The sequence below is a fragment of the Pseudomonas sp. LS_2 genome (genome assembly GCF_042709235.1).
In the GTDB taxonomy this organism is placed as follows: domain Bacteria; phylum Pseudomonadota; class Gammaproteobacteria; order Pseudomonadales; family Pseudomonadaceae; genus Aquipseudomonas.
The window spans coordinates 13,349-36,550 of sequence record NZ_JAVAYC010000024.1 but is presented as its reverse complement, the minus strand read 5'-3'; the positions used below and the strand labels follow the sequence as shown (position 1 = coordinate 36,550).

The window sequence follows — 23,202 nt, the reverse complement described above, 5'->3', positions numbered from 1 at the left end:
ATGCGTATTCTGATCGTCAACGTCAACACCACCGAAGCCATTACCGAGGCCATCGCCGAGCAGGCGCGCAGCGTGGCCGCGCCGGGGACCGAGATCGTCGGCCTGACGCCCTGGTTCGGCGCCGAATCGGTGGAAGGCAATTTCGAAAGCTACCTGGCGGCGATCGCCGTGATGGACCGGGTACTGGCCTACGACCAGCCGTACGATGCGGTGATCCAGGCCGGCTACGGCGAGCATGGCCGTGAGGGTTTGCAGGAGCTGCTGAACGTGCCAGTGGTGGACATCACCGACGCCACCGCCAGCACCGCGATGTACCTGGGCCATGCCTATTCGGTGGTGACCACCCTGGACCGCACGGTGCCATTGATCGAGGACCGCCTGAAGCTCTCGGGCCTGTATGACCGCTGTGCCTCGGTGCGGGCCAGCGGCCTGGCCGTGCTCGAGCTGGAGCAAGACCCCCAGCGTGCCGTGGAGGCTATCGTCGAGCAGGCCGAACGCGCCGTGCGAGACGACAAGGCCGAGGTGATCTGCCTGGGCTGCGGCGGCATGGCGGGGCTGGATGAGCAGATTCGCCAGCGTACTGGCGTGCCGGTGGTGGACGGCGTGAGCGCGGCGGTGACCATTGCCGAGTCGTTGGTGCGGCTGGGGTTGAGCACGTCCAAGGTACGCACCTATGCCACGCCCAGGGCCAAGAAGGTGGTGGGCTGGCCGATGAGGCTGGGGCGGTAGGTTTTATCAATTGGCGAGCCATCGCGAAGCGGCTTGTTCGCGATGGCTAGGGCTGGGCTTGCAATGCGTCCGGTATTGCGCCAAGCAATTCGTTTGGAAGATCAGGCTCCAATGCGACCCCGTTTTCGCAGAGCTGTGCATTGGCAGCCTTGACCACTTTGGAAGAGAAGTAGGATTTGATAGGCATTCTTAGACGCCTGATTACCGACCCAGTAACCGTAGAGTCTTGAAGCACGCGCCTCAATTGTGAGGCGCTGGCTCAAGCTGTAGCCCAAATCTCTGATGCGAGTAGGTTTTTTTACCCACAAAGAGAACCAAGTGCTCAGGCATTCCGCGCCAGCATCAACGCTCTATCAAGTCGGGCAAGTCTTCGCCCCGCCATCCAAGCCCTGGCGCACATTGCGGCTGAGCATGCTGGCCTTGCCGTCCTGCCAGGTCAGCGTAATCACGTACAAGGTGTCGAAATCGTCACCGCCCCAGTCCTCGGTGATCACTCGCTTATCACCCAGCGCCTTGCCGGCCACGGCATTGAGCAGGTCGGGAAGATAGCCGTGGGACCACGCGGTATAGACGGTTGCATTGCGGTACTTGGACTTGAGCAGTTCCTCGGCCAGGTCGTCGTAGTCGTTGGCGCCGAAATCGATATTCACCGGCAACCCCAGGCGAATGGCGCTGGGGCTGATGGTCATGAGCGGGCGGATGTAGCTGTAGCGCTGGTCATCGCTGCCCTCTTCGACATGCCGCCCTGGGTCGGCTGCGAATACGTAGTCGGCATTGCCGAAGCGCTCCGGCAGCAAGGTGGCCAGGTCGATGGCGCGGTTCAGGCCTTGGCAGTTCAACTGCCCCAGGCCCTCACCAGGCTTCTCGGCATGGCGCAGGAACACCAGGGTCTGGGTGCCGTCGCCGTGGCGGTCGCGGCTTTGCACGCGGTCGATGCTCAGCGGGATCAACACCGCAGCGGCGGCAAGGCCGAGCATGAGAAACAGGTGACGGCGTCGCGGGTACATCCATTTCATAACAAGGGGCTCATTCGGCTTTGGACGTTGGGGCATCCGTGCCGGCAGCCGGTTCGGTAAACCGGCTGCTCAATGGGCTCTTCCGTGCTGGCCCTTCCTGGCGCAGCCAGTTTGGACCAGCGGTATTGCCAAATTACTTCACGCCCAAAGCAGAAAAATGTCAGTCGTCGCGCGTCAACACCTCGAGCAGTTCGATCTCGAACGTGAGGTCCGAGTTGGGCGGTATCGAGCCAACCGAGCGTTCGCCGTAGCCCAGGTGTGCCGGCACCTGCAATTTGCGCTTGCCGCCCACGCGCATGCCCATCAGGCCCTGGTCCCAGCCCTTGATGACTCGACCGGTACCGATCACGCACTGGAACGGCTTGCCACGTGACCAGGACGAGTCGAACTCACTGCCGTCGGCCAGCCAGCCGGTGTACTGGGTGGTGATCAACGCGCCCTTGACCACGGCCTTGCCGTCGCCGTCGTGCAGGTCGGTTATCTGGAGTTCACTGCTCATGCTGGCCTCTTGCGGGTGTGGAAGTATCGAGGCGGCCGTTTTCGCAGGAATAACGCGCCTTGGCAAGGCTCAACCGAGCTGCTCGAAGGCCTGCTCGCCCGTGAGGTCGGTGGTTTGGTTGGCGAAGCAGTACCAAGCAGGCTTCTGCTCGATGAAGATCTGCAGGGTGAAGTCCCAGGCATTGTCGCCGTCGAACAGGCCCGCCGGTATGGCGTAGGAGGTCTTGTCCGTGAGCCGGTAGTAGAGGTGGGTGCCGCACTGGCCGCAGAAGCCGCGCTGGGCCCATTCGGAGGAATCGTAGACGCTGGGCGCGCGGCCTTCGAAGGTGGGCGCGTGGTCACTGTGCACGCACAGCAGCGGGCCGCCGGTCCATTTGCGGCACATGCCGCAATGGCAGGCGCTGACCTGGTTGTCGTCGACGGCAATGCGCAGTGTGATCGCGCCGCAGAGACAGGTGCCTTGTTTTTCCAGGGGCATGCGAGAGGCTCCGTGCAGGGGGGAAGGATTGCCAAGTATAGCGGGGGCGCTACAGATCTCTTCGCGGCGGGCCCCGCGAAGAGGTTGGCACGTTCGGCTAGCACCCCTTCCCTTCTACCCCATCCAGCACCGCCTCGGTGAGCGCCTTGCTTTTCTCCAGCGAATTCTCGGTGGCGGTCAGCAAGCTGCGCAGCGGCTCGTCGGCCTGCTCCAGGGCTAGCGCGTTGGTTTCGTAGGCGGCTTTCAAGGCTGCCAGGGCGCAGACCAGCGCGTCCTCCGCCTCGATACCGGCATGAACGGTGAACATGGGGCCGTGGGCGTTGTGGCAAGTGCCGAAGTGGGCGGTGGCGGTGACGTGGCGGGGTTTGCTTGGGAGGGAGATATCACGCGTCATGGCGACACCTCCAGAAGATGGGTTTGCGGTGGGTCGGGGACGATTTTCAGCATGGTTCAGCACTCCTTTTACCTAGTGGAATGCTGCCGATATCCGCTTGCACCCGAATAGGCGGCAGCTGTACGCAGGTGTGCAAGACCGGGGGAGTACAGGAACCCGGCTGGCCAAAAGACCTCCTGCGCACAGCCACCATTATTGCGTGACGCTATACGCAGCACTCCCATTCAGGCTTGCACGCCTGGCCGTTGATTTGGCAACGGCCCGGGGAGACTAGTGGAGTAATGGAGTGCGCAAAAGCCGCGAAAGCATGCTTGGGAAATGGACTACACGAAATACGGAAAGTCTGAAGATTTTGCATCGTTTGTACCGGCCTCTTCGCGGGTAAACCCGCTCCCACAGGTACAGCGTTGCTCTTGAGAACAGCGCGGTATCTGTAGGAGCGGGTTTACCCGCGAAGAGGCCGGTACATTCAAAAACAATTTCAGAGGTACACCGTGCCCCGCATATACAACGCCGCACGCCCACTGATAACCACACGCCCGTTACCCGGCACCTCGCACTGCAACTGCCCCTTGCGCGCCCCACCCTGCTCGCAGCTCAGTGTGGTCTTGCCCAGGCGCTCGGCCCAGTACGGCGCCAGCGACGTGTGGGCCGAGCCCGTCACCGGGTCTTCGTTGATACCCACGCGCGGCCCGAACCAGCGGGTGACGAAATCGAACCCCCGCCCCGGCGCCGTCACCGCGATACCCCGCACATCGAAAGCCGACAACGCCGCGAAGTCCGGCAGCAAGGTGGCGATCTTTTCCGCATCGTCGATCACCAGCACATAGTCATCGGAACGATACAGCGCGCGCGCCTCAGTCAGGCGCAAGGCATCGAGCAAGGCTTGGGGAATGTCCACCGGTTGCGGATCCTTGGCCGGGAAGTCCATGGCCAGCAGTCCATCGGCACCGCGGCTGACCCGCAGCTCGCCACTGCGGGTGTTGAAGCGCAGCACCTCGGCCTGCTCGCCCAGTTGCTCGAACAACACCCAGGCGGCCGCCAAGGTGGCGTGGCCGCACAGGTCCACCTCAACCGCCGGGGTAAACCAGCGCAGGTCGAAGGTTTCGCCGTTGCGCACGAAATAGGCGGTCTCGGAAAGGTTGTTTTCCTCGGCAATGCGTTGCAACTGTGCATCCGGCAGCCAGCTGTGCAGCGGGATCACCGCAGCGGGGTTGCCACCGAAAGGCTCGGCTGAAAAGGCGTCGACCTGGAAAATCTGAAGCTCCATGCAAAAACTCCTGCTTTCGAAAAAGTGGTTTCGAGAAAAGCCTTACTGACGCACCGGGGTCAGCACCGGCTCGCCCGCGAAAAACGCCTGCAAGTTGCGCAGCACCAAGGTCACGGTATCACGCGCCGCCTCCGGCGACTGGCCAGCCACGTGGGGAGTCAGCACGGTATTGGTCAACGCTTTCAAGGCATCGGGCACGGCGGGTTCGTCATCGAACACATCCAGCGCGGCACCGGCGATGGTGCCCTGGGCCAGGGCCTGGACCAGGGCCTGGGTATCGACCACGCTGGCGCGGGCGATATTCACCAGGTAACCCTCCGCGCCCAGGGCCTCGAGCACCGGCCCATCGACCAGGTGCTGAGTGCCCACGCCACCGGGGGTTGCGACTACCAGGATGTCGACGTTCTCGGCCAGGTGCAGCGGGCTGTCGTACCAGGTGTAGGGCGATGCCTCGCGAGGCTTGCGGCTGTGGTAGCTGACATTCATGTCGAAGCCCTGCGAGGCGCGCTTGGCGATGGCCTGGCCGACGGCGCCCAGGCCGACGATGCCCAGGCGCTTGCCGCTGATCGACGGGCTGATGACCCGGTTCCACTCGCCACGCCGGGTGCTGGCATCGGCGCGGGGAATATCGCGCAGCAGCGCCAGAAGCAAGGCCATGGTGTGGTCGGCCACCGCCGAGGCGTTGGCCCCGGCACCATTGGTGACGGTAATGCCGCGCGCCGCGGCAGCGCGCAGGTCGACCTGCTCGTAGCCAGCGCCGATCACGCAGATGATCTGCAACTTGGGCAATGCGTCGATCTCGGCGGCAGTCAGCCCCAGCGGGCCACGGGTGAGCACCGCGTCGATCTCGTTGGCATGGCGGGCGATGGCGTCGGCGCGCAGCTGCGCACTGGGGGCGCGGATCAGGCGGTAGCCGGCCTGTTCGAGCAGAGGAAGGTAATCGTTGACGGTTTCCACCAGCACCAGGACTGTCTTGCTCATGCCACCCTCCAAATCAATGAGAAGGGGCATTATGCCAGTTCGTCAGGCGACTGCGAGCTACTGTCCGAAGGCCCTGCCCAGACCGCCCGGCACGCCGCTGCTGTCGGTCTCCTGCCACGGCCCGTTGGGGCTCAGCGACCAGCTCCAGCCGTTGTTCCAGCGGTAATAGGTGCGCTGGCGGTAGAAGGTGTTGGGCTGTTTCTCCAGCACATACACGCCAAGCTTCGGGTCCCAATGGCTGGCGCCACCCGGCGGCGGGGCGAAGCTTGCAGAGGTACGCGGCATGGGCTTGGGAATCGCGGCCGGTTTGCCAGGCTGGGGCGTCGGCTTGCTGCCTGGCAGCGGCGTGACGACCGGCCCTTGGCGCGGCGGGATGGTTTCGATCGGCGGCAACGGCTCTTGCTGCTCGGCCGGCGGGTGCACCGTACACGCGGAAAGCCCCATAGCCAAGGCGATCAGGGTCAGGCGTACGGGACTGTTCATGGCGTGGCTCTCTTACTGGTCGGGGCTGTCGATGGTCAGGTGCTGAAGGCCCTGACCCCGGCTGGGGATCGGCGCGCCTTGGCCGATCCACTCGCCTTGGGTCGGCTGGCCGGCGCGCGACACGCGTGCAACCAGTTGGACTTCGGCGAAGTCCGACAGTTTCATCTGCGCCAGCATCGCGTCGGCATCGGAGAGCTCCACCTCGATCGGCAGCTGCGCCACGCTCACCCGCTTGGCCGCCAGCGGCATGGGCGGGCCATTACTGGCACGGGCGAAGATGAACACGCTGTCGTCGGGCTTGACCTTGTCCTTGAGCGCTGCCGCCAACTCCACCCGCACTCTCAGCCTGGCCACTTCGACCGGCTTGCCCCCGGCGGCCTTGAGGCGCTCGGTGGCGCGGTCGATACCGCCCTGCAATGCCGCACGCGACGCATCACCCTCCGGCAGTTGCCGGCTCAGGCGCTGCCAGTAGTCGATAGCTTCCTGGTAGCGCTCCTGCTCGAAGGCGGCGATGCCGCGCAGGCCAAGGCTGGTGACTTCGTTCGGGTCGGCCTTGAGTGCTTCGTCGGTCAGCGCCTGCAATTGCGGGGTCCACTGCTTGTCGCTGGCGAAATACTGCGCCTGGGCCCACTGGCCGAGCAGCTCGGGCAGACGTCCGGCCAGGGCCACGGCGCGCTCGAACATCTTGGCGGCGTCCGCCGGGCGCTGCTCGGCCATGTAGGCGCGGCCCAGGAAGTACAGGCCCTCGACCGAATCCGGCTGGGCCTGCACGGCGCGCTCGAGGCGGGTGATCATCTCCTGCGGCGACTGCGGCGCCTGGGCGAACTCCTGGGTCAGCTCGACCTTGTCGGCCGCGCCGAAATGCAGGTACAGCCCCAGCCCCAGCAGTGGCACCAGCACCGCCACCGCCAACGGCAGCGCTTTGCCCAGGTGACCCTGGCGCAATGGCTCGGCGCCCTCTGTATCGGCCAGCAGCTCGCGGGCGGCTTCGTCACGGCCCTTGACCAATTGCGCGGCATCGAGCGTGCCTGCGGCCTGCTGGGCAGCAAGCTCGGCGATGCGCTCCTGATACAAGGCGACGTTCAACGCGGTACGGTCTTCTTCGGCCTGCTGGCGACGGCCACGCAGGATGGGCAACAGCAAAAACGCCAGGGAAGCGAGCAACAGCAGGCCCGCACTCAGCCAGAATTCAATCATGGGTAGGTTCTTTATCCAGCAATTTGGCGAGACGCTCGCGTTCTTCGGCGGACAGCTCCGTGGCTGCGGCCGGCCCTTGGCTGCGGCGCTTGCGGACGATCAGCGCCAGCACCACGAAGCCACCGGCCAGGAGGATGCCCGGGCCGAACCACAGCAGCCAGGTACGCCCGCTCAGCGCCGGTTTGTAGCGCACGAAGTCGCCGTAGCGGTCGACCATGAAGTCGATGATCTGCTCGTTGTTCTTGCCCTCGCCGAGCATGCGGAAGATTTCCCGGCGCAGGTCGGCGGCGATGGGCGCGTTGGAGTCGGCAATGTCCTGGTTCTGGCACTTCGGGCAGCGCAGTTCCTTGGTCAGTTGCTGATAGCGCTCGCGCTCGGCGTCGTCGCGAAACTGGTAGGTGTCGATGGCCGCCATGGCCACCCCGGCCAGGCTCATACCCAGCACCACGCCTGCCAACCAGCGCTTCATGGCTGGGCCTCGTCGACCAGGCTCTGGTACAGCGGCGCCAGTTGCTCGCGCCACACCGCGGCATCGACGATGCCCACGTGCTTGTAGCGAATGATGCCCTGGGCATCGATCAGGAAGGTTTCCGGGGCACCGTATACGCCCAGGTCCAGGCCCAGGGTGCCCTGCTCGTCACGGATATCCAGCTGGTAAGGGTTGTGGAAGTCAGCCAGCCATTTCAGCGCGGCGGCGTTGTCGTCCTTGTAGTTGACGCCATGGATCACCACGCCCTGCTGGGCCAGCTGGTTCAGGTACGGATGCTCGACCTTGCACGCTGGGCACCAGGTACCCCACACATTGACCAAGGCCGGGCGGCCCAGCAAGTCGGCCTGGGTCAGGGTGCGCCCGCCCTCCTGCACTTCAGGCAGGGAAAAGGCCGGAAACGGCTTGCCGATCATTGCCGACGGCAGTTCGTCAGGCTTGAGGTAAAGACCTTTGTAGAGGAATACCGCCATCAGCAGAAACGCCGCCAATGGCAACACCATGATCCAACGCTTCATGCAGTCGCTCCAGACATGCCCAGGGCGTCACGCACCCGGGCCTTGACCTTGACGCGGTAGCGCCGGTCGAGGGCCGCCAGGAAGCCGCCAAGGCCGGTCAACAGCCCCCCCAGCCAGATCCAGCGGACATAAGGCTTGATATGCACCCGCACCGCCCAAGCGCCGTTTTCCAGGGGCTCGCCGAGGGCGACGTAGAGGTCGCGGGTGAAGCCGGCATCGATACCGGCCTCGGTCATCATCGATTGCTGCACCGTGTACAGGCGCTTTTCCGGGTGCAGTACCGCTATTTCGCGGCCTTCGCGCGAAACGCGAATGGTGCCTTTGTCGGAGATGAAGTTCGGACCCTCGAAGTGCTTGGCACCTTCGAACAGGAAGTGGTAGCCACCCAGCGAAACGCTCTCGCCCGGCGCCATGCGCAGGTCGCGCTCGGCGCTGTTGTTGCTGGACATGACAACGCCCAGGGCACATACCGCCAGGCCCAGGTGCGCCAGTTGCATGCCCCAATAGCTGCGACCCAGGCCGCCAAGCCCCTTGAGCAGGCCCTTGTGGCGGGTCTTGTCGAGGATGTCGCGCACACCGCCAAGCACCACCCAGGCGGCCAGGGCGAACACGGTCAACGCCGGCCAGTCGAAGTCGTCAACCAACCAGCCGGCCAGCGGCGCGATGATCGCGCTGCCGATCAGCACCGGGGTGAGCATGCTGGCCAGCCACTTGCCGGGCGTGTCCTTCCAGCGCACCAGCACGCCAATGGCCAGGACTACCATCAGCAGCGCCATCAGCGGCAGGAACAAGGCATCGAAATACGGCGGGCCGACCGACAGCTTGGCGCCGGTCAAGGCATCGAGCACCAGCGGGTAGAGGGTACCGAGCAGAATCATCGAGGCGGCCACCACCAGCACCAGGTTGTTGGCCAGCAGCAGGGTTTCCCGCGACCACAGGGCAAAGCCCACCTGGCTCTTGACCACCGGTGCGCGCAAGGCGAACAGGGTCAGCGAGCCGCCGACCACGAACAGCAGGAAGATCAGGATGAACACGCCGCGCGAAGGGTCGGAGGCGAAGGCATGCACCGAGGTCAACACCCCGGAGCGGACCAGGAAGGTACCCAGGAGGCTCAGGGAAAATGCAGCGATGGCCAGCAGCACTGTCCAGCTTTTGAACACCCCGCGCTTCTCGGTGACCGCCAGCGAGTGGATCAGCGCCGTGCCCACCAGCCAAGGCATGAACGAGGCGTTTTCCACCGGGTCCCAGAACCACCAGCCGCCCCAGCCCAGCTCGTAGTAGGCCCACCACGAGCCCAGGGTGATGCCGATGCCGAGGAAGGCCCAGGCGACGATGGTCCAGGGCCGCGACCAGCGCGCCCAGGCCGCATCCAGGCGCCCGCCGAGCAGGGCGGCGATGGCGAAGGCGAAGGCCACTGAGAAGCCCACGTAACCCATGTACAGCATCGGCGGGTGGACGATCAGGCCGAAGTCCTGCAACAGCGGGTTGAGGTCGCGGCCGTTCACCGGCATCTGCGGCAGCAGGCGCTCGAAGGGGTTGGAGGTGATGATCAGGAACGACAGGAAGCCCACGCTGATCATGCCCATCACCGCCAGCACCCGCGCCAGCATCACCTGCGGCAACTGCCGCGAAAACACCGACACGGCGAAGGTCCAGGCCCCCAGAATCAGGGCCCAGAGCAGCAACGAGCCTTCGTGAGCACCCCATACGGCACTGAACTTGTAGTACCAAGGCAGCGCGGTATTGGAGTTGTTGGCGACGTAGGCGACCGAGAAGTTGTCGGTCATGAAGGCGTGGGTCAGGCAGGCGAAGGCGAACGCCAGGAAGGCGAACTGCCCCCAGGCCGCCGGACGGGCCAGGCCCATCCACAGGCGGTCGCCGCGCCAGGCGCCGAGCAGCGGCAGGGTGGCCTGGACGATGGCGAAGCAAATCGCCAGGATCATCGCCAGTTGGCCGAGTTCCGGAATCACCAGCGTCGCGTTCATGGCTTGGCCTCGTAGTTGGCGGCCTGGCCGCTTTCCTGCAGCGCCTTGGTCACCTCAGGCGGCATGTACTTCTCGTCGTGCTTGGCCAGCACTTCGTCGGCCACCACCACGCCCTCGGCGTTGAGCTTGCCCAGTGCGACGATGCCCTGCCCTTCGCGGAACAGGTCGGGGAGGATGCCACGGTAGGTGATCGGCACCGACTTGCTGAAGTCGGTGACCACGAAGCGTACGTCCAGCGAGTCGGGCGAGCGCTGCACCGAGCCTTTCTCGACCATGCCGCCGGCACGGATGCGGGTGTCCAGCGGTGCCTCGCCATTGGCGATCTGAGTGGGGGTATAGAACAGGTTGATGTTCTGTTGCAGGGCGCTCAGGGCAAAGCCTACGGCGACGCCGACCCCGACCAGCAGGCCAAGGATGAGCAACAGGCGTTTCTTGCGCTGCGGATTCACTGGTTGTTCTCCCGGCGCAAACGGCGCGCCTCTTCTTGCAGGTAGCGACGGCGAGCGGCCAGCGGCAGGGCGACATTGAGCGCCAGCACCGCCAGGCAGATGCCATAGGCCGACCACACGTACAGGCCATGGTGGCCCATGGCGAGGAAATCACTGAAGGAGGCGAAACTCATCGCACGGTCTCCCGGCCCAGGCTATTGAGCACTTCTTCGCGCACCCAACTGGCACGCGCCTCGCGCTTGAGCACCTCGAGGCGCATGCGCAGCAGCAGCACCGCACCAAAGAAGCAGTAGAAGCCCAGCACCGTCAGCAGCAGGGGCAGCCACATTTCGGCCGGCATCGCGGGCTTTTCGGTGAGGGTGAACGTGGCGCCCTGGTGCAGGGTGTTCCACCACTCCACCGAATACTTGATGATCGGGATATTGACCACGCCAACGATGGCCAGCACCGCGCAGGCCTTGGCGGCACTGTCGCGGTTGCTGATGGCCTGGCCCAGGGCGATGATGCCGAAGTACAGAAACAGCAGGATCAGCATCGAGGTCAGGCGCGCATCCCACACCCACCAGCTACCCCAGGTCGGCTTGCCCCAGATGGCGCCGGTGACCAGCGCCACGGCGGTCATCCAGGCGCCGATCGGCGCGGCGCTCTGCAGGGCGACATCGGCCAGCTTCATCTTCCACACCAGCCCCACCACCCCGGCCACCGCCAGCAGCACGTAGCACGATTGCGCCAGCATGGCCGCCGGCACATGGATATAGATGATGCGGAAGCTGTTGCCCTGCTGGTAGTCCTGGGGCGCGAAGGCCAGGCCCCAGGCGGAACCGACCAGCAGCAACAGCGCAGCGGCAATGGTCAGCCATGGCAGCATGCGGCCGCTGATGGCATAGAACCATTTCGGGGAGCCCAGTTTGTGGAACCACGTCCAGCTTATTTTCATCAGGGTACATCCAGGGTATTGGCCGGGCTTGAAAGCCCAGGACTCGTTATTCACCGACGCTGATCTTGAGGCCAGCCGCTATCGCAAAGGGTGCCAAGGTCACGGCCAGGGCCGTCAGGCTGGCCAGCCACAGCAAGTGGCCGGTCGCGGGCATATTCTGCAACGCGGCCTGCAACGCGCCACTGCCCAGGATCAATACAGGGATATACAACGGCAGAATCAGCAACGCCAGCAGCAAACCGCCGCGCTTGAGGCCCACCGTCAACGCCGCCCCCACCGCCCCCAGCAGGCTCAGCACCGGGGTGCCCAGCAGCAACGAGCCGAGCAGCACCGGCAAGCAACTGGCCGGCAAGCCCAGCATCAGAGCGAGCAGCGGCGCCAACAATACCAGCGCAAGCCCGGAAAAAGTCCAGTGCGCCAGCACCTTGGCCAGTACCAGCAGTGCCAGCGGATGCGGGGACAGCACCCATTGTTCGAGCGAGCCGTCCTCGAAATCGCTGCGGAACAGGCCGTCCAGCGACAACAGCACCGCCAGCAGCGCCGCGACCCACACCAGACCAGGGGACAAGGTTTGCAACAATTGCGATTCAGGGCCAACCGCCAACGGGAACATCGCCATTACAATGGCGAAGAACACCAGCGGGTTGGCCAGCTCTGCAGGGCGGCGGAACAGCAGACGCGCTTCGCGGCGTAGCAACAGAAGAAATACGCTCATGCGGCCCACTGCCCTAGGTTCAGTTCCCGGTAGCCCGAGGGGCGTCGCTCGAGGGGGTGATGGGTGGTCAGCACCACCGTACCGCCCTGTTCGCAATGCGCCGCCAGGTGCGCTTCGAGCTGGGCCACGCCCTGCTTGTCCAGAGCGGTGAAAGGCTCGTCGAGAATCCACAACGGCGGGCTGGCCAAGTGCAGCCGGGCCAGGGCCACGCGGCGCTGCTGGCCGGCCGAGAGGGTGTGGCAAGGGACGTCCTCGAAACCGCGCAGGCCTACGGCCTCCAGCGCTTGCCAGATCGCCTGGCGTTCGGCCGGGTGGTGCAACGCGCAGAGCCACGCCAGGTTTTCCTCGGCGCTGAGCAAATCCTTGATGCCGGCGGCGTGGCCAATCCACAGCAGGATACTGGCCAAGGCGTGGCGTTGCTCGCCCAGCGGCTGGCCGCCGAGCAGGATCTGCCCGGCGGTCGGCTGCATCAACCCGGCCAGCAGGCGCAACAGGCTGGTCTTGCCACTGCCGTTGGGGCCGCTGACCTGCAGCATGTCGCCGGGGCGCAGCTCGAAGTTCAGGTGCTCGAAGAGCAGGCGCCAGTCGCGCTCGCAGGCCAGGCCCACGGCTTGGAGGTGAAGGGTCACGGTTTCGCCTTATGCTGTTGTACGGTACCGGAGCACGGGCCTCTTCGCGGCCAAGCCCGCTCCCACAAGAACAGCGCTGTCCCTGCAGGAGCGGGCTTGCCCGCGAAAGCGGCACTGCGGCTCCAGCGCCTTGCCTCAAGTCACTCCATGCCCTGCCGTTATACTGGCAATGGCAGGCGGCCCGCATTATTACACGCACCACCCCGCTGCCAAGAGGGCTGGACCGACAGGTTGTATACAATCATGACCGAAATCAATAGTCTCGGCGCACAAAGCACCCTTGCACCGCAAATCGCCAAGGCGGCGATGACCGGCGAGCAACTGCGCCTGCTACAACCCCAGCCGAACCTTCTGCCGCCAGGTTCCACCGCCCAGGCCGAAGTAATAAGCCTGCGCCAGGTCGGCCAGGACTTCCAGATGCTGCTGCGCCTGACCCTGGCCAACGGTAACCAGGCACAGGTCCAGGCCACCGCCCCGCAGCCACTGCCCCAGGGCAGTCAGGTCACGGTCAGCCAGCCAGAAGGCAACCGCCTGGCGGTGCTGTTGCAGCAAGCCAGCGCCAGCAACGTCGCGACCCTTACCCAGCTCGACACCCGCAAGATTCCCCTGGGCACCCTGCTGCAAGGCAAAGTCCTGACCAGCCAGGTGCTGCCCGACACCGCTGGGCAGGCGACAGTGTTCCGCTCGCTGGTAAGCCTGCTCAACAGCAGCCAGGCCGGCGCCACGCTGGCCATCGACAGCCCGCGCCCACTGGCGGTGGGCAGCCTGCTCAGCGCCTTGGTGCAAAGTGACCAGTCCCTACGCTTCGTACCCTTGAGCGGGCGCCAGGACCAACTGACCATCGCCCAGCAACTGCTGGCCCAGCAGAGCCGCCAGGCCTCGCTACCCGGCCTGCTCAATGCCTTGCAGCAGGTCGACTACACATCACCCGCCGGCCGCGAGCTGCGTGGCCTCGCCGAACGCCTGCTGGCCAGCCTGCCGGATGCCCGCCAGCTCTCCGACCCCAAGGCCGTGGCCCAGGCCTTGAACAACAGCGGTGCATTTCTCGAAGCGAAACTGCTCGGCGGGCTGGGCGCCACCGTGGCCCCCGACCTGAAGGCACAACTGGTGCGGCTGGTGGCCCAGGCCCTGTCCAGCCCCAGCAACGCCACCACAGCGCCTGCCTTCAACCCGGCCGCGCTGTCCGCCACCGTGGCCCAGGCCTTGCCCGGCATGGTGCGCGGCGCGCTGGGCATGCTCGACCGCGTCAGCCCACGCCCGCAGCCTGGCGTCTTTCCCCTGCCCTCGAGGCTGCTGCAAAACCTGGAAGACAAAGGCGACCTGCAACAGTTGCTGCGCCTGGCCGCCGCCGCCATCTCGCGCCTACAGAGCCATCAGCTGGCCAGCCTGCAACAGACCGGCACCACCGAGAGCGGCAACCTGCAAACCACCTGGCAAACCGAGATACCCATTCGCCACGGTCAGGACTTCATCCCGTTGCAGGTCAAGCTGCAACGCGAGGACACTCCCGAGCAGCAGGCCGAGCAGCAGCGTGAACAGCACAACCCGCTGGAGTCTCTGTGGCGTATCGAGCTGGCTTTCGACCTGCCGCCGCTGGGCCCGCTGCAAGTACAGGCACAGTTGAGCCAGGGTCGCTTGTCCGGGCAACTGTGGGCCGAGCACCCGGCCACCGCAAAATTGATCGACAGCCAACTGGCCAGCCTGCGCGAACGCCTGCTGGCCCGGGGCCTGGATGTCGGCGAGCTGGAATGCCACCCAGGCACCCCGCCACAAGGCCCGCGGACCCGTCTGGAACAACGCTGGGTGGATGAAACCGCATGAATGACAAACTACCCCGGCAGGCGATCGCGCTGACTTATGATGGCCAGCAGGCCCCCACCCTCAGTGCCAAGGGCGATGACGAGCTGGCCGAGGCCATCCTGGCCCTGGCCCGCGAACACGAGGTGCCCATCTACGAGAACGCCGAGCTGGTGCGCCTGCTGGCGCGCCTGGAACTGGGCGAGCAGATTCCCGAGGCGCTGTACCTGACCATTGCCGAAATCATCGCCTTCGCCTGGCAACTGCGCGGCAAGGTGCCAGTAGGCTTCGACGACGCCCTGCGCCCCGAGCGCGACATCACCCCCGACCTGCCACGCTTGCCTGGCAAATAACCTACTACCACGACTGCACGCGCTGCTTGGTTCACCTTCGCGGTCCATCCCATCGCAAAGGTGACACCATGGCAATTCCCTTTCTGAGCCCCGCAGCCGTCGGCTTCGCACGCCTGCACCTGAGCAACTTCCCGCGCCCGGACCAGGCCGCACGCGATGCCCTGGCGCATTGGCTAACCAGCCAGGGCATCGACCTCGCCCCCGAACAGATCGACGCCGTCACCCTGCACTACCAGGACGGCAGCGACTACGGCTGGACCGGAGTGCTCGCCCAGCGCCAGAGCATCACCCAGGCACTGCTGGGCAACTGGCAAGCCGAGCCCGACCTCGAAGCGGTGCCGCATTTGCTCGCCCCGGACCAACCGCAAGGCAGTGATCGCGAGATACGCCTTGTCGACGCCCTGCGGCCGCCGTCCGAGCCCGGCGCGAAGAACTACTACGTGCTCAGCGGCTTGTTCCGCCGCACCGACCCACAGCGCTACGACCACGAAACCTTCATCAACCTGCCGGTCAGCGCGCTCGAAGCCTTCACCTGGCAGCTGGACTTCGCCCGCGCCTACAAGGCCACCCTGGACACCTATTGGAACGCCCATTTCGACACCTACCGCCAGTGCCTGAAGCTCAACTTCATCGCCGCCTGCAACAAGCAAGCCGCCGAGGGCAGCCTGACCCGCGACGCGGTGACACTCGCCTGGCAAGCCGCAGGCCTGCAAACCCCGCCCGCACCGATCCAGGCGCGCGCCCTGAATGTCTATGGCTATGCGGCCACCGACCTGATCTGTTTCAAGCGCAAGGGCAGCCCGATGGTGCTGCTCTACATTCCCGGCAATGCCTCGCCCCTGCACGCGTTCGACAGCCACGCCGCGATGCAGGACTGGTTCGCCGAACAGTGCCGCGACCCGGCCCGCCGCGCAGCGCTGGAAGCTCACTTCAACTCGGCCGATACCCCCGATGGCCTGAGTTTCAGCGGGCTGAACTCCGCCCTAAACGGCCTCGCGGCGTACCCGCTTCCCTATCACCTGGACGCCAACCGTCCAGGGTTCACCACCGACGGCATCTGGGCGCCTGGCGACTACGTGAACTACAAGATGAAGCAGTACAGCCCACCGTTGGCTGGCGAGCTCTTCGCAGCCCTGGCCAGGCGTTACCAGAAACGCAGCTATCAAGACGCCAACGTCCTCATTCAAAGTGACAGTGAAGTCACCAAGGCCCGCTGGTCGGGCTACCTCAATGCCGCAATGACCTACCTCGCCCCCCTGGCCCTGGCCCTGCCGGCCCTGTGGCCGGTGTTCGCCGCCGGCGGTATCGCCCAGTTCGGCCTGGGGTTGGACCGCGCGATCAACGGCAAGTCGCTGCAGGAGCAAGCGCAGGGAGTGCAGTTCGCGGTATTCGGCCTGTTGAATGCCTTGCCGATAGTGCAGGACCTGGCCCAGGAGAAACCGCTGTTGTTCCGCTTCTGGCAGGACCGCTTCGTGGTGCCTGGGCACATCAACGGCCAGCGTGGCTACCTGCTTGGCCCACTTAGCCCACCGCGGCTGCCGGACCCAGAGGTGCTGGCGCTGTTCGATGAACCGGCAGTCATTGCCCCGCTACCGGACGCCAATCCGGAAATCTCTCGCCTGCTCATGCGCACGCCGTTCTACAACGGTATGCCGGATGAACTGATGATGCCGTTCGCCGTGGGCGAGTACGAACCGGTACGCTACGACATCCAAGCCGATGCGTTCATTCGCGAGTCCGATGAAAACAGCGTGGAGCCGACCTTCTACTGCACCGCGCCAGGCCAGGGCGGCCTGATCCAAGTCCCCCCCAACCGTGTAGTCACCGACCAGATGCGCATGAGCAGCCTGAGGGCCATAGGCGTGGATTTGCGCCTACCAGTCGACTTCACGCTGCCCGAGCCTGAAACCCTGGAGCCCATTGCGGCCAAAGTCAGCAGTCTCTGGGTGGGCAACAAAGTCATCCCAGACGACCTGCTGGCGAACATCAGCCGCAATTCCAGCCGCCTGGAAACCTCGCGCTATACCTACCGGCTGTTCCTGTCGCGCGAAACGCGCGCGGCGTTCCTGGACAACCTGCGCCGGTTGGGCGAGCACGCGCCCGGCTTGCAGGTATTGCCGCTTGAGGATCAGCCGTTCTTCGAAAGCTTCCGCCAGGGCCCCTACCACGCTCAGTACACCGCAGCCCTGCACGGCCCTGGCGCCAACTTTGCCAGCGCGGCGGACATTCTGCGCTACCAGCTGCTCAACCACGAAGGCGGAATCTACATGGACGTCGACGATTCCCTGCTGGCGCCTGGCGAGCCAGTCACCCCATCGCAAGGCGCCAGGCCCCTGGATGAGCTGGACCTGCGCACCAGCCCCGACGGCCTGTTGCTGAGCCCACCGATGTCCAACCGGAGCATGCGCATGGATTGCCTGTACAACAACAGCCTGATCGCCAGCCATGCGGGCAACCCTACGCTGGAGGCGATCTCGGAGGAAATCAATCGCCGTCTGCTGGAAGCGCCGGATTTCTATGGCCAGCCGCGCCCCCTGCGCGAGCAGGACCCGGTCGCCTTTGGCGAGTACGCGCTGAAGCTGCGCGACCTCACAGGGCCCGGCGTACTGACGCATGTGGTGGATGAAAAGCTGGCACCATTGGCTACCCTGCGGCAGGTCTTCAGTGCGTTGAGCATCAACACCCGAGAGATTTTCAGCGTGGTCGACCTGGGTAGATTCCGCCAGGCACTGAATCGCTACGCGCCGCTGGACCTGGTGGCTGGCGTAGGGGGCCTGCAATCGTGGGCCCGCGAATAAGCGGGCAGGTTGGAAAAAGCGGGGGCGTCTGGAACGATCGCCCCCGCTTTTTTACTCGGCGCGGTGCAGCTTGCTCATCAGCTCGGCCTCGGCCTGGGTCAGGCCGCAGCTTTGCGTGAGTTCCTCGACGCTGGCGCCCATGCCCACCAGCTTGGCTGCCTGCATGAAGGTGACGCTGTTGGGGTCGCGCTGCTCCAGTTGCTGGAGCTTTTCAGGCAGAGGCGCGACCACCGCACGCAGCTCATGGATGGCCTCGCCCATGCGCACGGTGCCGTTCTGATAATCATCCAGGCGCTTGGCCAGGTCCTTGATGCGTTGATCGCGCAACGCATCGCCCTGCGCCTGCTGCGCAGCCAGTTCGCGCTGGCGCTTGCTGTAGTTGAGGAAAAACCACAGGCTCAGCGCCCACAGCAGCGCCAGGAAGATGACAGCAACCTCAAAGATCAACTCAGATGTTCTCCAACTCGGACCACTCTTCCTCGGTCATCATCTTGTCGAGCTCTACCAGGATCAGCAGTTCGCCATTCTTGTTGCACACGCCCTGGATGAACTTGGCCGATTCTTCATTGCCCACGTTCGGCGCGGTCTCGATCTCCGACTGGCGCAGATACACCACTTCGGCAACGCTGTCGACCAGGATACCGACCACCTGCTTGTCCGCCTCGATGATCACGATACGGGTGTTGTCGGTGACTTCGGTGGGCATCAGGCCGAAGCGCTGGCGGGTGTCGATCACCGTCACCACGTTGCCGCGCAGGTTGATGATGCCCAGCACGTAGCTCGGCGCGCCCGGGACCGGTGCGATCTCGGTGTAGCGCAGCACTTCCTGCACCTGCATCACGTTGATGCCGTAGGACTCGTTGTCCAGACGGAAGGTTACCCATTGCAGGATCGGATCTTCGGAACCTTGTGCAGACGACTTCTTCATTCCCCTAGCCCTCTCATTCCGCCGTTGGCGGTGTGCTCTGTATGGCCGCGGCAGCTGCGGCGTTGCTTCAGTTGTGTTTGGTGTTCAGTTGCTTGACCGCGCCACTGGCGATCAGCTCGGCAAGCTCGGCGACATCGAGCAAGGCGCACATGTGCTCGATCACCGTGCCGGCCAGCCAAGGGCGCTGGCCTCGTTGGCTACGCCACTTGATCTCGGACGGGTCCAGGCGTAGCGAACGGCTGACCTGATGCACCGCCAGCCCCCATTCGTAACCCTGCACGGAAATCACGTACTGCAAACCTTGGCGAAAATCGTCACGGTAGCGGTCGGGCATCACCCAACGCGCAGTGTCCAACACCTTCAGGTTACCGGCCTGGCAGGTGAGGATGCCGAGGAACCAGTCCGGCTGGCCGAACAGCGGTGTCAGTTCCTGGCCGGCCAGGCTGTAGATCGAGCCCAGGCATACCAGAGGCACCGCCAGGGTCAGGCCGGCGACGTCGAACAGCAGGCATTCGAAGGGTTCCGCGGCCCATGCCGGGCGACCGTCGCCCGTGGCCGGTGGCATGGGCAGGTTCGGCGCAGGCAGGTGTACCTCGACCAGAGGCGCTACCGGCTCGATGGCCTGGGTCAGGACCGCAATAGCGGCCGCGGCCACCACCTGGTCCTCCACCACGCTGACCACCGGCTCTGCCGGGGCCAGTACCGTCGGCAAGACCTTGGCAGCAGGTTCGGCAAAGGGCCGTGGCGCCACCACCGGCTCGACATGACGCCGGGCGTCGCGGGCCTGCTCTTCACGCACCGCGGCCGCGAACTCGTCGGCCGGCGCCTGGGCCACCGCAGCAGGCGGCGCAGGTGCAGGTTCCGGTGCCTCGGAGGTTTCGGTGGCCTCCTGCAGCAGGCCATCGAGGTAAGACTGCAACGCCAGTTGCGGCTTGCTGGTGATCCGGGCTTGGTTCATCAGGCCACCTGCAACGCGTTACGGTAGGTCAATAGGTGCTTGAGCAGCGCCCGGTAGGCGATCACCCCGCGGCTCTTGCCATCGAACTGCGAAGGCGTGACGCCATTGCGGCTGGCGTCGCGCAGGCGCGTATCGACCGGGATATAGCCCTGCCAGACCTGCTCGCCATAGGTGTCGCGCAATACCTTGAGGGTGCCGAGCGAGGCCTGGGTGCGGCGATCGAACAGGGTCGGGATGATCTGGTAGGGCAGCGCCTGCTTACGCGAGCGGTTGACCATCGCCAGGGTGCCGACCATGCGCTCCAGGCCCTTCACCGCGAGAAACTCGGTCTGCACCGGGATCACCAGTTGCTGGCTGGCCGCCAAGGCGTTGACCATCAGCACGCCAAGCAAGGGCGGGCTATCGATCAGGGCGAAGTCGAAATCCTGCCAGAGCTGCGCCAGACTCTTGGCGATCACCAGGCCCAACCCACCCTGCCCCGGCGACTGGCGCTCGAGCACCGCCAGCGCGGTGCTCGAGGGCAGCAGCGAAATGCGCTCATGGCTGGTGGGCAGCAGCAACTGCCCCGGCAAGCCCTCGGGCACGGCGCCCTTGTGCAGGAACAAGTCGTAGCAGCTGTGCTCCAGGGCATCGGGGTTGTGCCCGAAATAACTGGTCATCGAGCCGTGCGGGTCGAGGTCGACGACGACCACGCGCTTGCCCGCCTCGGCCAACAGGCCGGCCAAGGCGATAGTGGTGGTGGTCTTGCCGACGCCACCTTTTTGATTGGCTACTGCCCAGACTCTCATCGTGCGTTGCTTCCTCCCGGTACGGTCGAGTGCCCTGCCGGGAACGGTTCTAAAGGTTAGGTGACGGAGAATTGACGGGGCTGCCCCCTACCGTCGTGGCTGACGTAGCCGGTGCACTTTGTGTGCCAGCCCGACGCAACGCCGCATCCGGGGTGGCATTGGCGCTGCCAGAGCCGGTCAGGCTGCGGCGCACCTCCAGATTGCGGGAAATGACCAGCACCACTCGGCGATTACGCGAACGGCCATCGGCGGTGTCGTTGCTGGCCACCGGCTGGTACTCGCCATAGCCCACCGAGGCCATGCGCCCCGGGCTAACGCCTTCCATGGCCAGCAGGCGCACGATGCTCGCCGCGCGAGCCGAGGACAGCTCCCAGTTGGTCGGGTATTGGGCGGTGCGGATCGGCAGGTTGTCGGTGAAGCCCTCGACATGCACCGGGTTGGCGAATGGCCTGAGGATCTTCGCGACCTTTTCGACGATGTCGAAGGCGATGTCGCTGGGCATGGCATCGCCGCTGCCGAACAGCAACGCCGAGTTGAGCTCGATCTCGACCCACAGCTCGTTGCCGCGCACGGTCATCTGGTTGGAGCTGATCAGGTCGCCAAAGGCCTCGCGCACATCTTCGGTGATGGTCTTGAGCGGATCGGCGCTCTGCGCCAGGGCCGCGTCGGTCTGCTCGCTGTCCTTGACCAGCGGCTCGGCCGGCTTGACCGTGACCGGGCGCTCATCGCCGACAGGAATCGGCTTGAGGCTGCGCTCGGGGTCGTTGAACACCCCGATCAGCGCCTGGGAAATGACCTTGTACTTGCCCTCGTTGATCGAGGAGATCGAGTACATCACCACGAAGAAGGCAAACAGCAAGGTGATGAAGTCAGCGTACGACACCAGCCAGCGTTCGTGGTTTTCGTGTTCCTCGACATGACGACGACGGCGCATGGCTTACTCCATGAAGCCTTGCAGCTTCAGCTCGATCGAGCGTGGGTTCTCGCCTTCGGCGATCGACAACAGGCCTTCGAGAAGCATTTCACGGTAGCGCGACTGGCGCATGACAATGGCCTTGAGCTTGTTGGCCACCGGCAGCAGCACCAGGTTGGCGCTGGCCACGCCATAGATGGTGGCGACAAATGCCACGGCGATGCCGGTGCCCAGCTGCGAAGGGTCGCCCAGGTTGCCCATGACGTGGATCAGGCCCATCACCGCACCGATGATGCCGATGGTCGGCGCATAGCCGCCCATGCACTCGTACACCTTGGCCGCCTGGATATCGCGGCTTTCCTGGGTGAGGAAATCCACCTCCAGAATGCTGCGGATAGACTCGGGCTCGGCGCCGTCCACCAGCAGTTGCAGGCCCTTGCGTGCATAAGGGTCGGGCTCTGCATCGGCCACGCCTTCCAGGCCCAGCAGGCCTTCCTTGCGGGCGGTGAGGCTCCAGTTGACCACGCGGTCGATGCCGCCTGGCAGGTCGACCCTTGGCGGGAAGAAGATCCAGCGCAGAATCTGCAGGGCGCGTTTGAACGCCGACAGCGGCGATTGCAGCAACGCTGCCGCCAGGGTACCGCCGATCACGATCAAGGCCGCCGGGCCGTTGACCAGCGCACCGGCGTGCCCGCCCTCGAGGAAGTTGCCGCCAACGATGGCGACGAAGGCCAGGATCAGGCCTATCAGGCTCAACACATCCATCAGACGCAGGCCTCGACCAGGTGTTTGCCGATTTCATCCAGGCTGTACACCGCGTCGGCCAAGTTGGCCTTCACGATCGCCATGGGCATGCCATAGATCACGCAGCTGGCTTCATCCTGGGCCCATACGGTGCTGCCGCCCTGCTTGAGCAGGCGCGCACCCTCGCGGCCGTCGGCGCCCATGCCGGTGAGTACCACCGAGAGCACCTTGTCGCCATAGGACTTTGCCGCCGAGCCGAAGGTGATATCCACGCACGGCTTGTAGTTCAGGCGTTCGTCACCCGGCAGGATCTTCACCGTGCCACGACCATCGACCATCATCTGCTTGCCCCCAGGCGCCAGCAGCGCCAGGCCCGGACGCAATACATCACCGTCCTCGGCTTCCTTGACGCTGATCTTGCACAGCTTGTCGAGGCGCTCGGCGAAGGCCTTGGTGAACGCCGCCGGCATGTGCTGGATCAGCACGATCGGTGCCGGGAAGTTGGCGGGCAGTTGGGTCAGCACGCGCTGCAAAGCCACCGGGCCACCGGTGGAGGTGCCGATCGCCACCAGCTTGTAAGGCTTGCGCTTGGGCGCCGGCGAGTGACTGGCAGGTGCTGCGGCGCTGCGTGCAGGTGCCGCCGGGCGTGCCGGGGGGGAGCTGGCCAGGGTGCCGGCCGGAGCAGGAGCCGTGCCGGTAGCAGGCGCCGGGGCATGGCTTTGGCTGCTGTAGCCACTGAAACGGCGGTTGCTGCGCGAAATGGTATGCACCTTCTCGCACAGCATCTGTTTGACCTTGTCCGGGTTGCGCGAAATGTCTTCGAAGTTCTTCGGCAGGTAGTCGACCGCACCGGCATCCAGCGCATCGAGCGTGACGCGAGCGCCTTCGTGGGTCAGCGAGGAGAACATCAACACCGGCGTCGGGCAGCGCTGCATGATATGCCGCACCGCGGTGATGCCGTCCATCATTGGCATCTCGTAGTCCATGGTGATGACATCGGGCTTGAGCGACAGCGCCTGGTCGATCGCTTCCTTGCCGTTGGTGGCGGTGCCGACCACCTGGATGGTCGGATCCGACGAGAGGATTTCCGAGACGCGGCGGCGGAAGAAACCGGAATCATCCACCACCAGGACCTTGACTGCCATAAACACTCCATT

General features: G+C 64.9%; 27 protein-coding genes. 4 read left to right on the top strand and 23 right to left on the bottom strand.

Going from position 1 to position 23,202, the window contains the following annotated elements:
- The gene (locus tag RAC97_RS19335) at nt 1–729 is read left to right on the top strand and encodes an aspartate/glutamate racemase family protein (protein ID WP_375101212.1); all 729 of its coding nucleotides are present in this window, start codon (nt 1–3) and stop codon (nt 727–729) included.
- Between the two features lie 353 nt (nt 730–1,082).
- Here RAC97_RS19335 and RAC97_RS19330 read toward each other — a convergent pair whose 3' ends face one another.
- The 16 genes from RAC97_RS19330 to ccmA form a co-directional block, all read right to left on the bottom strand.
- Nucleotides 1,083–1,745: a histidine phosphatase family protein gene (locus tag RAC97_RS19330; protein WP_375101213.1), complete on the bottom strand. Its 663-nt coding sequence runs from the start codon at nt 1,743–1,745 to the stop codon at nt 1,083–1,085.
- A gap of 160 nt (nt 1,746–1,905) precedes the next feature.
- A complete protein-coding gene (locus RAC97_RS19325; protein WP_375101214.1) occupies nt 1,906–2,244 on the bottom strand; it encodes an FKBP-type peptidyl-prolyl cis-trans isomerase in 339 nt (112 codons plus the stop codon).
- A 69-nt stretch (nt 2,245–2,313) separates the two neighbouring features.
- Complete coding sequence (locus RAC97_RS19320) at nt 2,314–2,721, bottom strand: GFA family protein (protein WP_375101215.1); 408 nt, start codon at nt 2,719–2,721, stop codon at nt 2,314–2,316.
- A gap of 97 nt (nt 2,722–2,818) precedes the next feature.
- Nucleotides 2,819–3,115 carry a hypothetical protein gene (locus RAC97_RS19315; RefSeq protein WP_375101216.1) on the bottom strand — a complete coding sequence of 99 codons (297 nt, stop codon included), beginning with the start codon at nt 3,113–3,115 and terminating at the stop codon, nt 2,819–2,821.
- A 481-nt stretch (nt 3,116–3,596) separates the two neighbouring features.
- Nucleotides 3,597–4,385, bottom strand: a complete 789-nt coding sequence (locus tag RAC97_RS19310; protein WP_375101217.1) for a PhzF family phenazine biosynthesis protein — start codon at nt 4,383–4,385, stop codon at nt 3,597–3,599.
- A 42-nt stretch (nt 4,386–4,427) separates the two neighbouring features.
- Nucleotides 4,428–5,366, bottom strand: coding sequence for a 2-hydroxyacid dehydrogenase (locus RAC97_RS19305; protein WP_375101218.1), 939 nt, complete (start codon nt 5,364–5,366; stop codon nt 4,428–4,430).
- Between the two features lie 57 nt (nt 5,367–5,423).
- Entirely contained in the window at nt 5,424–5,849 is a 426-nt protein-coding gene (locus tag RAC97_RS19300; RefSeq protein ID WP_375101219.1) for a hypothetical protein, read from the bottom strand.
- Nucleotides 5,850–5,861: 12 nt separating this feature from the next.
- Nucleotides 5,862–7,046, bottom strand: coding sequence for a c-type cytochrome biogenesis protein CcmI (gene ccmI, locus RAC97_RS19295; RefSeq protein WP_375101220.1), 1,185 nt, complete (start codon nt 7,044–7,046; stop codon nt 5,862–5,864).
- The gene (locus tag RAC97_RS19290; protein ID WP_375101221.1) at nt 7,039–7,515 is read right to left on the bottom strand and encodes a cytochrome c-type biogenesis protein; all 477 of its coding nucleotides are present in this window, start codon (nt 7,513–7,515) and stop codon (nt 7,039–7,041) included. Before RAC97_RS19290 ends, ccmI begins: the two co-directional genes overlap by 8 nt.
- Nucleotides 7,512–8,051: a DsbE family thiol:disulfide interchange protein gene (locus RAC97_RS19285; protein ID WP_375101222.1), complete on the bottom strand. Its 540-nt coding sequence runs from the start codon at nt 8,049–8,051 to the stop codon at nt 7,512–7,514. Before RAC97_RS19285 ends, RAC97_RS19290 begins: the two co-directional genes overlap by 4 nt.
- Nucleotides 8,048–10,021 carry a heme lyase CcmF/NrfE family subunit gene (locus RAC97_RS19280; RefSeq protein WP_375101248.1) on the bottom strand — a complete coding sequence of 658 codons (1,974 nt, stop codon included), beginning with the start codon at nt 10,019–10,021 and terminating at the stop codon, nt 8,048–8,050. Before RAC97_RS19280 ends, RAC97_RS19285 begins: the two co-directional genes overlap by 4 nt.
- Before the next feature lie 11 nt (nt 10,022–10,032).
- Nucleotides 10,033–10,485, bottom strand: a complete 453-nt coding sequence (gene ccmE, locus RAC97_RS19275) for a cytochrome c maturation protein CcmE (protein ID WP_375101223.1) — start codon at nt 10,483–10,485, stop codon at nt 10,033–10,035.
- Nucleotides 10,482–10,658, bottom strand: coding sequence for a heme exporter protein CcmD (ccmD, locus tag RAC97_RS19270; RefSeq protein ID WP_375101224.1), 177 nt, complete (start codon nt 10,656–10,658; stop codon nt 10,482–10,484). The genes ccmE and ccmD overlap by 4 nt, the downstream gene beginning before the upstream one ends.
- Entirely contained in the window at nt 10,655–11,422 is a 768-nt protein-coding gene (locus RAC97_RS19265; RefSeq protein ID WP_375101225.1) for a heme ABC transporter permease, read from the bottom strand. The genes ccmD and RAC97_RS19265 overlap by 4 nt, the downstream gene beginning before the upstream one ends.
- 46 nt (nt 11,423–11,468) lie before the next feature.
- Nucleotides 11,469–12,137 (bottom strand): heme exporter protein CcmB, encoded by a 669-nt coding sequence (gene ccmB / locus RAC97_RS19260; protein WP_375101226.1) that lies wholly within the window; start codon nt 12,135–12,137, stop codon nt 11,469–11,471.
- Nucleotides 12,134–12,766 carry a cytochrome c biogenesis heme-transporting ATPase CcmA gene (gene ccmA, locus RAC97_RS19255; protein WP_375101227.1) on the bottom strand — a complete coding sequence of 211 codons (633 nt, stop codon included), beginning with the start codon at nt 12,764–12,766 and terminating at the stop codon, nt 12,134–12,136. Before ccmA ends, ccmB begins: the two co-directional genes overlap by 4 nt.
- Nucleotides 12,767–13,009: 243 nt before the next feature.
- On the opposite strand from ccmA, the gene RAC97_RS19250 reads away from it, so the two are divergent.
- The 3 genes from RAC97_RS19250 to RAC97_RS19240 all read left to right on the top strand — a co-directional run bounded on the left by RAC97_RS19250 (nt 13,010) and on the right by RAC97_RS19240 (nt 17,714).
- Nucleotides 13,010–14,587, top strand: coding sequence for a flagellar hook-length control protein FliK (locus tag RAC97_RS19250; RefSeq protein ID WP_375101228.1), 1,578 nt, complete (start codon nt 13,010–13,012; stop codon nt 14,585–14,587).
- Entirely contained in the window at nt 14,584–14,916 is a 333-nt protein-coding gene (locus tag RAC97_RS19245; protein WP_375101229.1) for an EscU/YscU/HrcU family type III secretion system export apparatus switch protein, read from the top strand. The genes RAC97_RS19250 and RAC97_RS19245 overlap by 4 nt, the downstream gene beginning before the upstream one ends.
- A 68-nt stretch (nt 14,917–14,984) precedes the next feature.
- Nucleotides 14,985–17,714, top strand: coding sequence for a dermonecrotic toxin domain-containing protein (locus RAC97_RS19240; protein ID WP_375101230.1), 2,730 nt, complete (start codon nt 14,985–14,987; stop codon nt 17,712–17,714).
- A 51-nt stretch (nt 17,715–17,765) separates the two neighbouring features.
- Here RAC97_RS19240 and RAC97_RS19235 read toward each other — a convergent pair whose 3' ends face one another.
- From RAC97_RS19235 to RAC97_RS19205, 7 genes are all read right to left on the bottom strand, one after another.
- Nucleotides 17,766–18,161 (bottom strand): DUF2802 domain-containing protein, encoded by a 396-nt coding sequence (locus tag RAC97_RS19235; RefSeq protein ID WP_375101231.1) that lies wholly within the window; start codon nt 18,159–18,161, stop codon nt 17,766–17,768.
- A gap of 1 nt (nt 18,162) precedes the next feature.
- Nucleotides 18,163–18,642, bottom strand: coding sequence for a chemotaxis protein CheW (locus RAC97_RS19230; protein WP_003254393.1), 480 nt, complete (start codon nt 18,640–18,642; stop codon nt 18,163–18,165).
- Between the two features lie 67 nt (nt 18,643–18,709).
- Nucleotides 18,710–19,600 carry a CheW domain-containing protein gene (locus tag RAC97_RS19225; protein WP_375101232.1) on the bottom strand — a complete coding sequence of 297 codons (891 nt, stop codon included), beginning with the start codon at nt 19,598–19,600 and terminating at the stop codon, nt 18,710–18,712.
- Nucleotides 19,600–20,388, bottom strand: coding sequence for a ParA family protein (locus RAC97_RS19220; protein WP_375101233.1), 789 nt, complete (start codon nt 20,386–20,388; stop codon nt 19,600–19,602). The genes RAC97_RS19225 and RAC97_RS19220 overlap by 1 nt, the downstream gene beginning before the upstream one ends.
- Nucleotides 20,389–20,437: 49 nt before the next feature.
- Nucleotides 20,438–21,322, bottom strand: a complete 885-nt coding sequence (motD, locus tag RAC97_RS19215) for a flagellar motor protein MotD (RefSeq protein WP_375101234.1) — start codon at nt 21,320–21,322, stop codon at nt 20,438–20,440.
- A 3-nt stretch (nt 21,323–21,325) separates the two neighbouring features.
- Nucleotides 21,326–22,066: a flagellar motor protein gene (locus RAC97_RS19210; RefSeq protein WP_375101235.1), complete on the bottom strand. Its 741-nt coding sequence runs from the start codon at nt 22,064–22,066 to the stop codon at nt 21,326–21,328.
- Nucleotides 22,066–23,190, bottom strand: coding sequence for a chemotaxis response regulator protein-glutamate methylesterase (locus RAC97_RS19205; protein ID WP_375101236.1), 1,125 nt, complete (start codon nt 23,188–23,190; stop codon nt 22,066–22,068). Before RAC97_RS19205 ends, RAC97_RS19210 begins: the two co-directional genes overlap by 1 nt.
- Nucleotides 23,191–23,202: the final 12 nt, after the last annotated feature.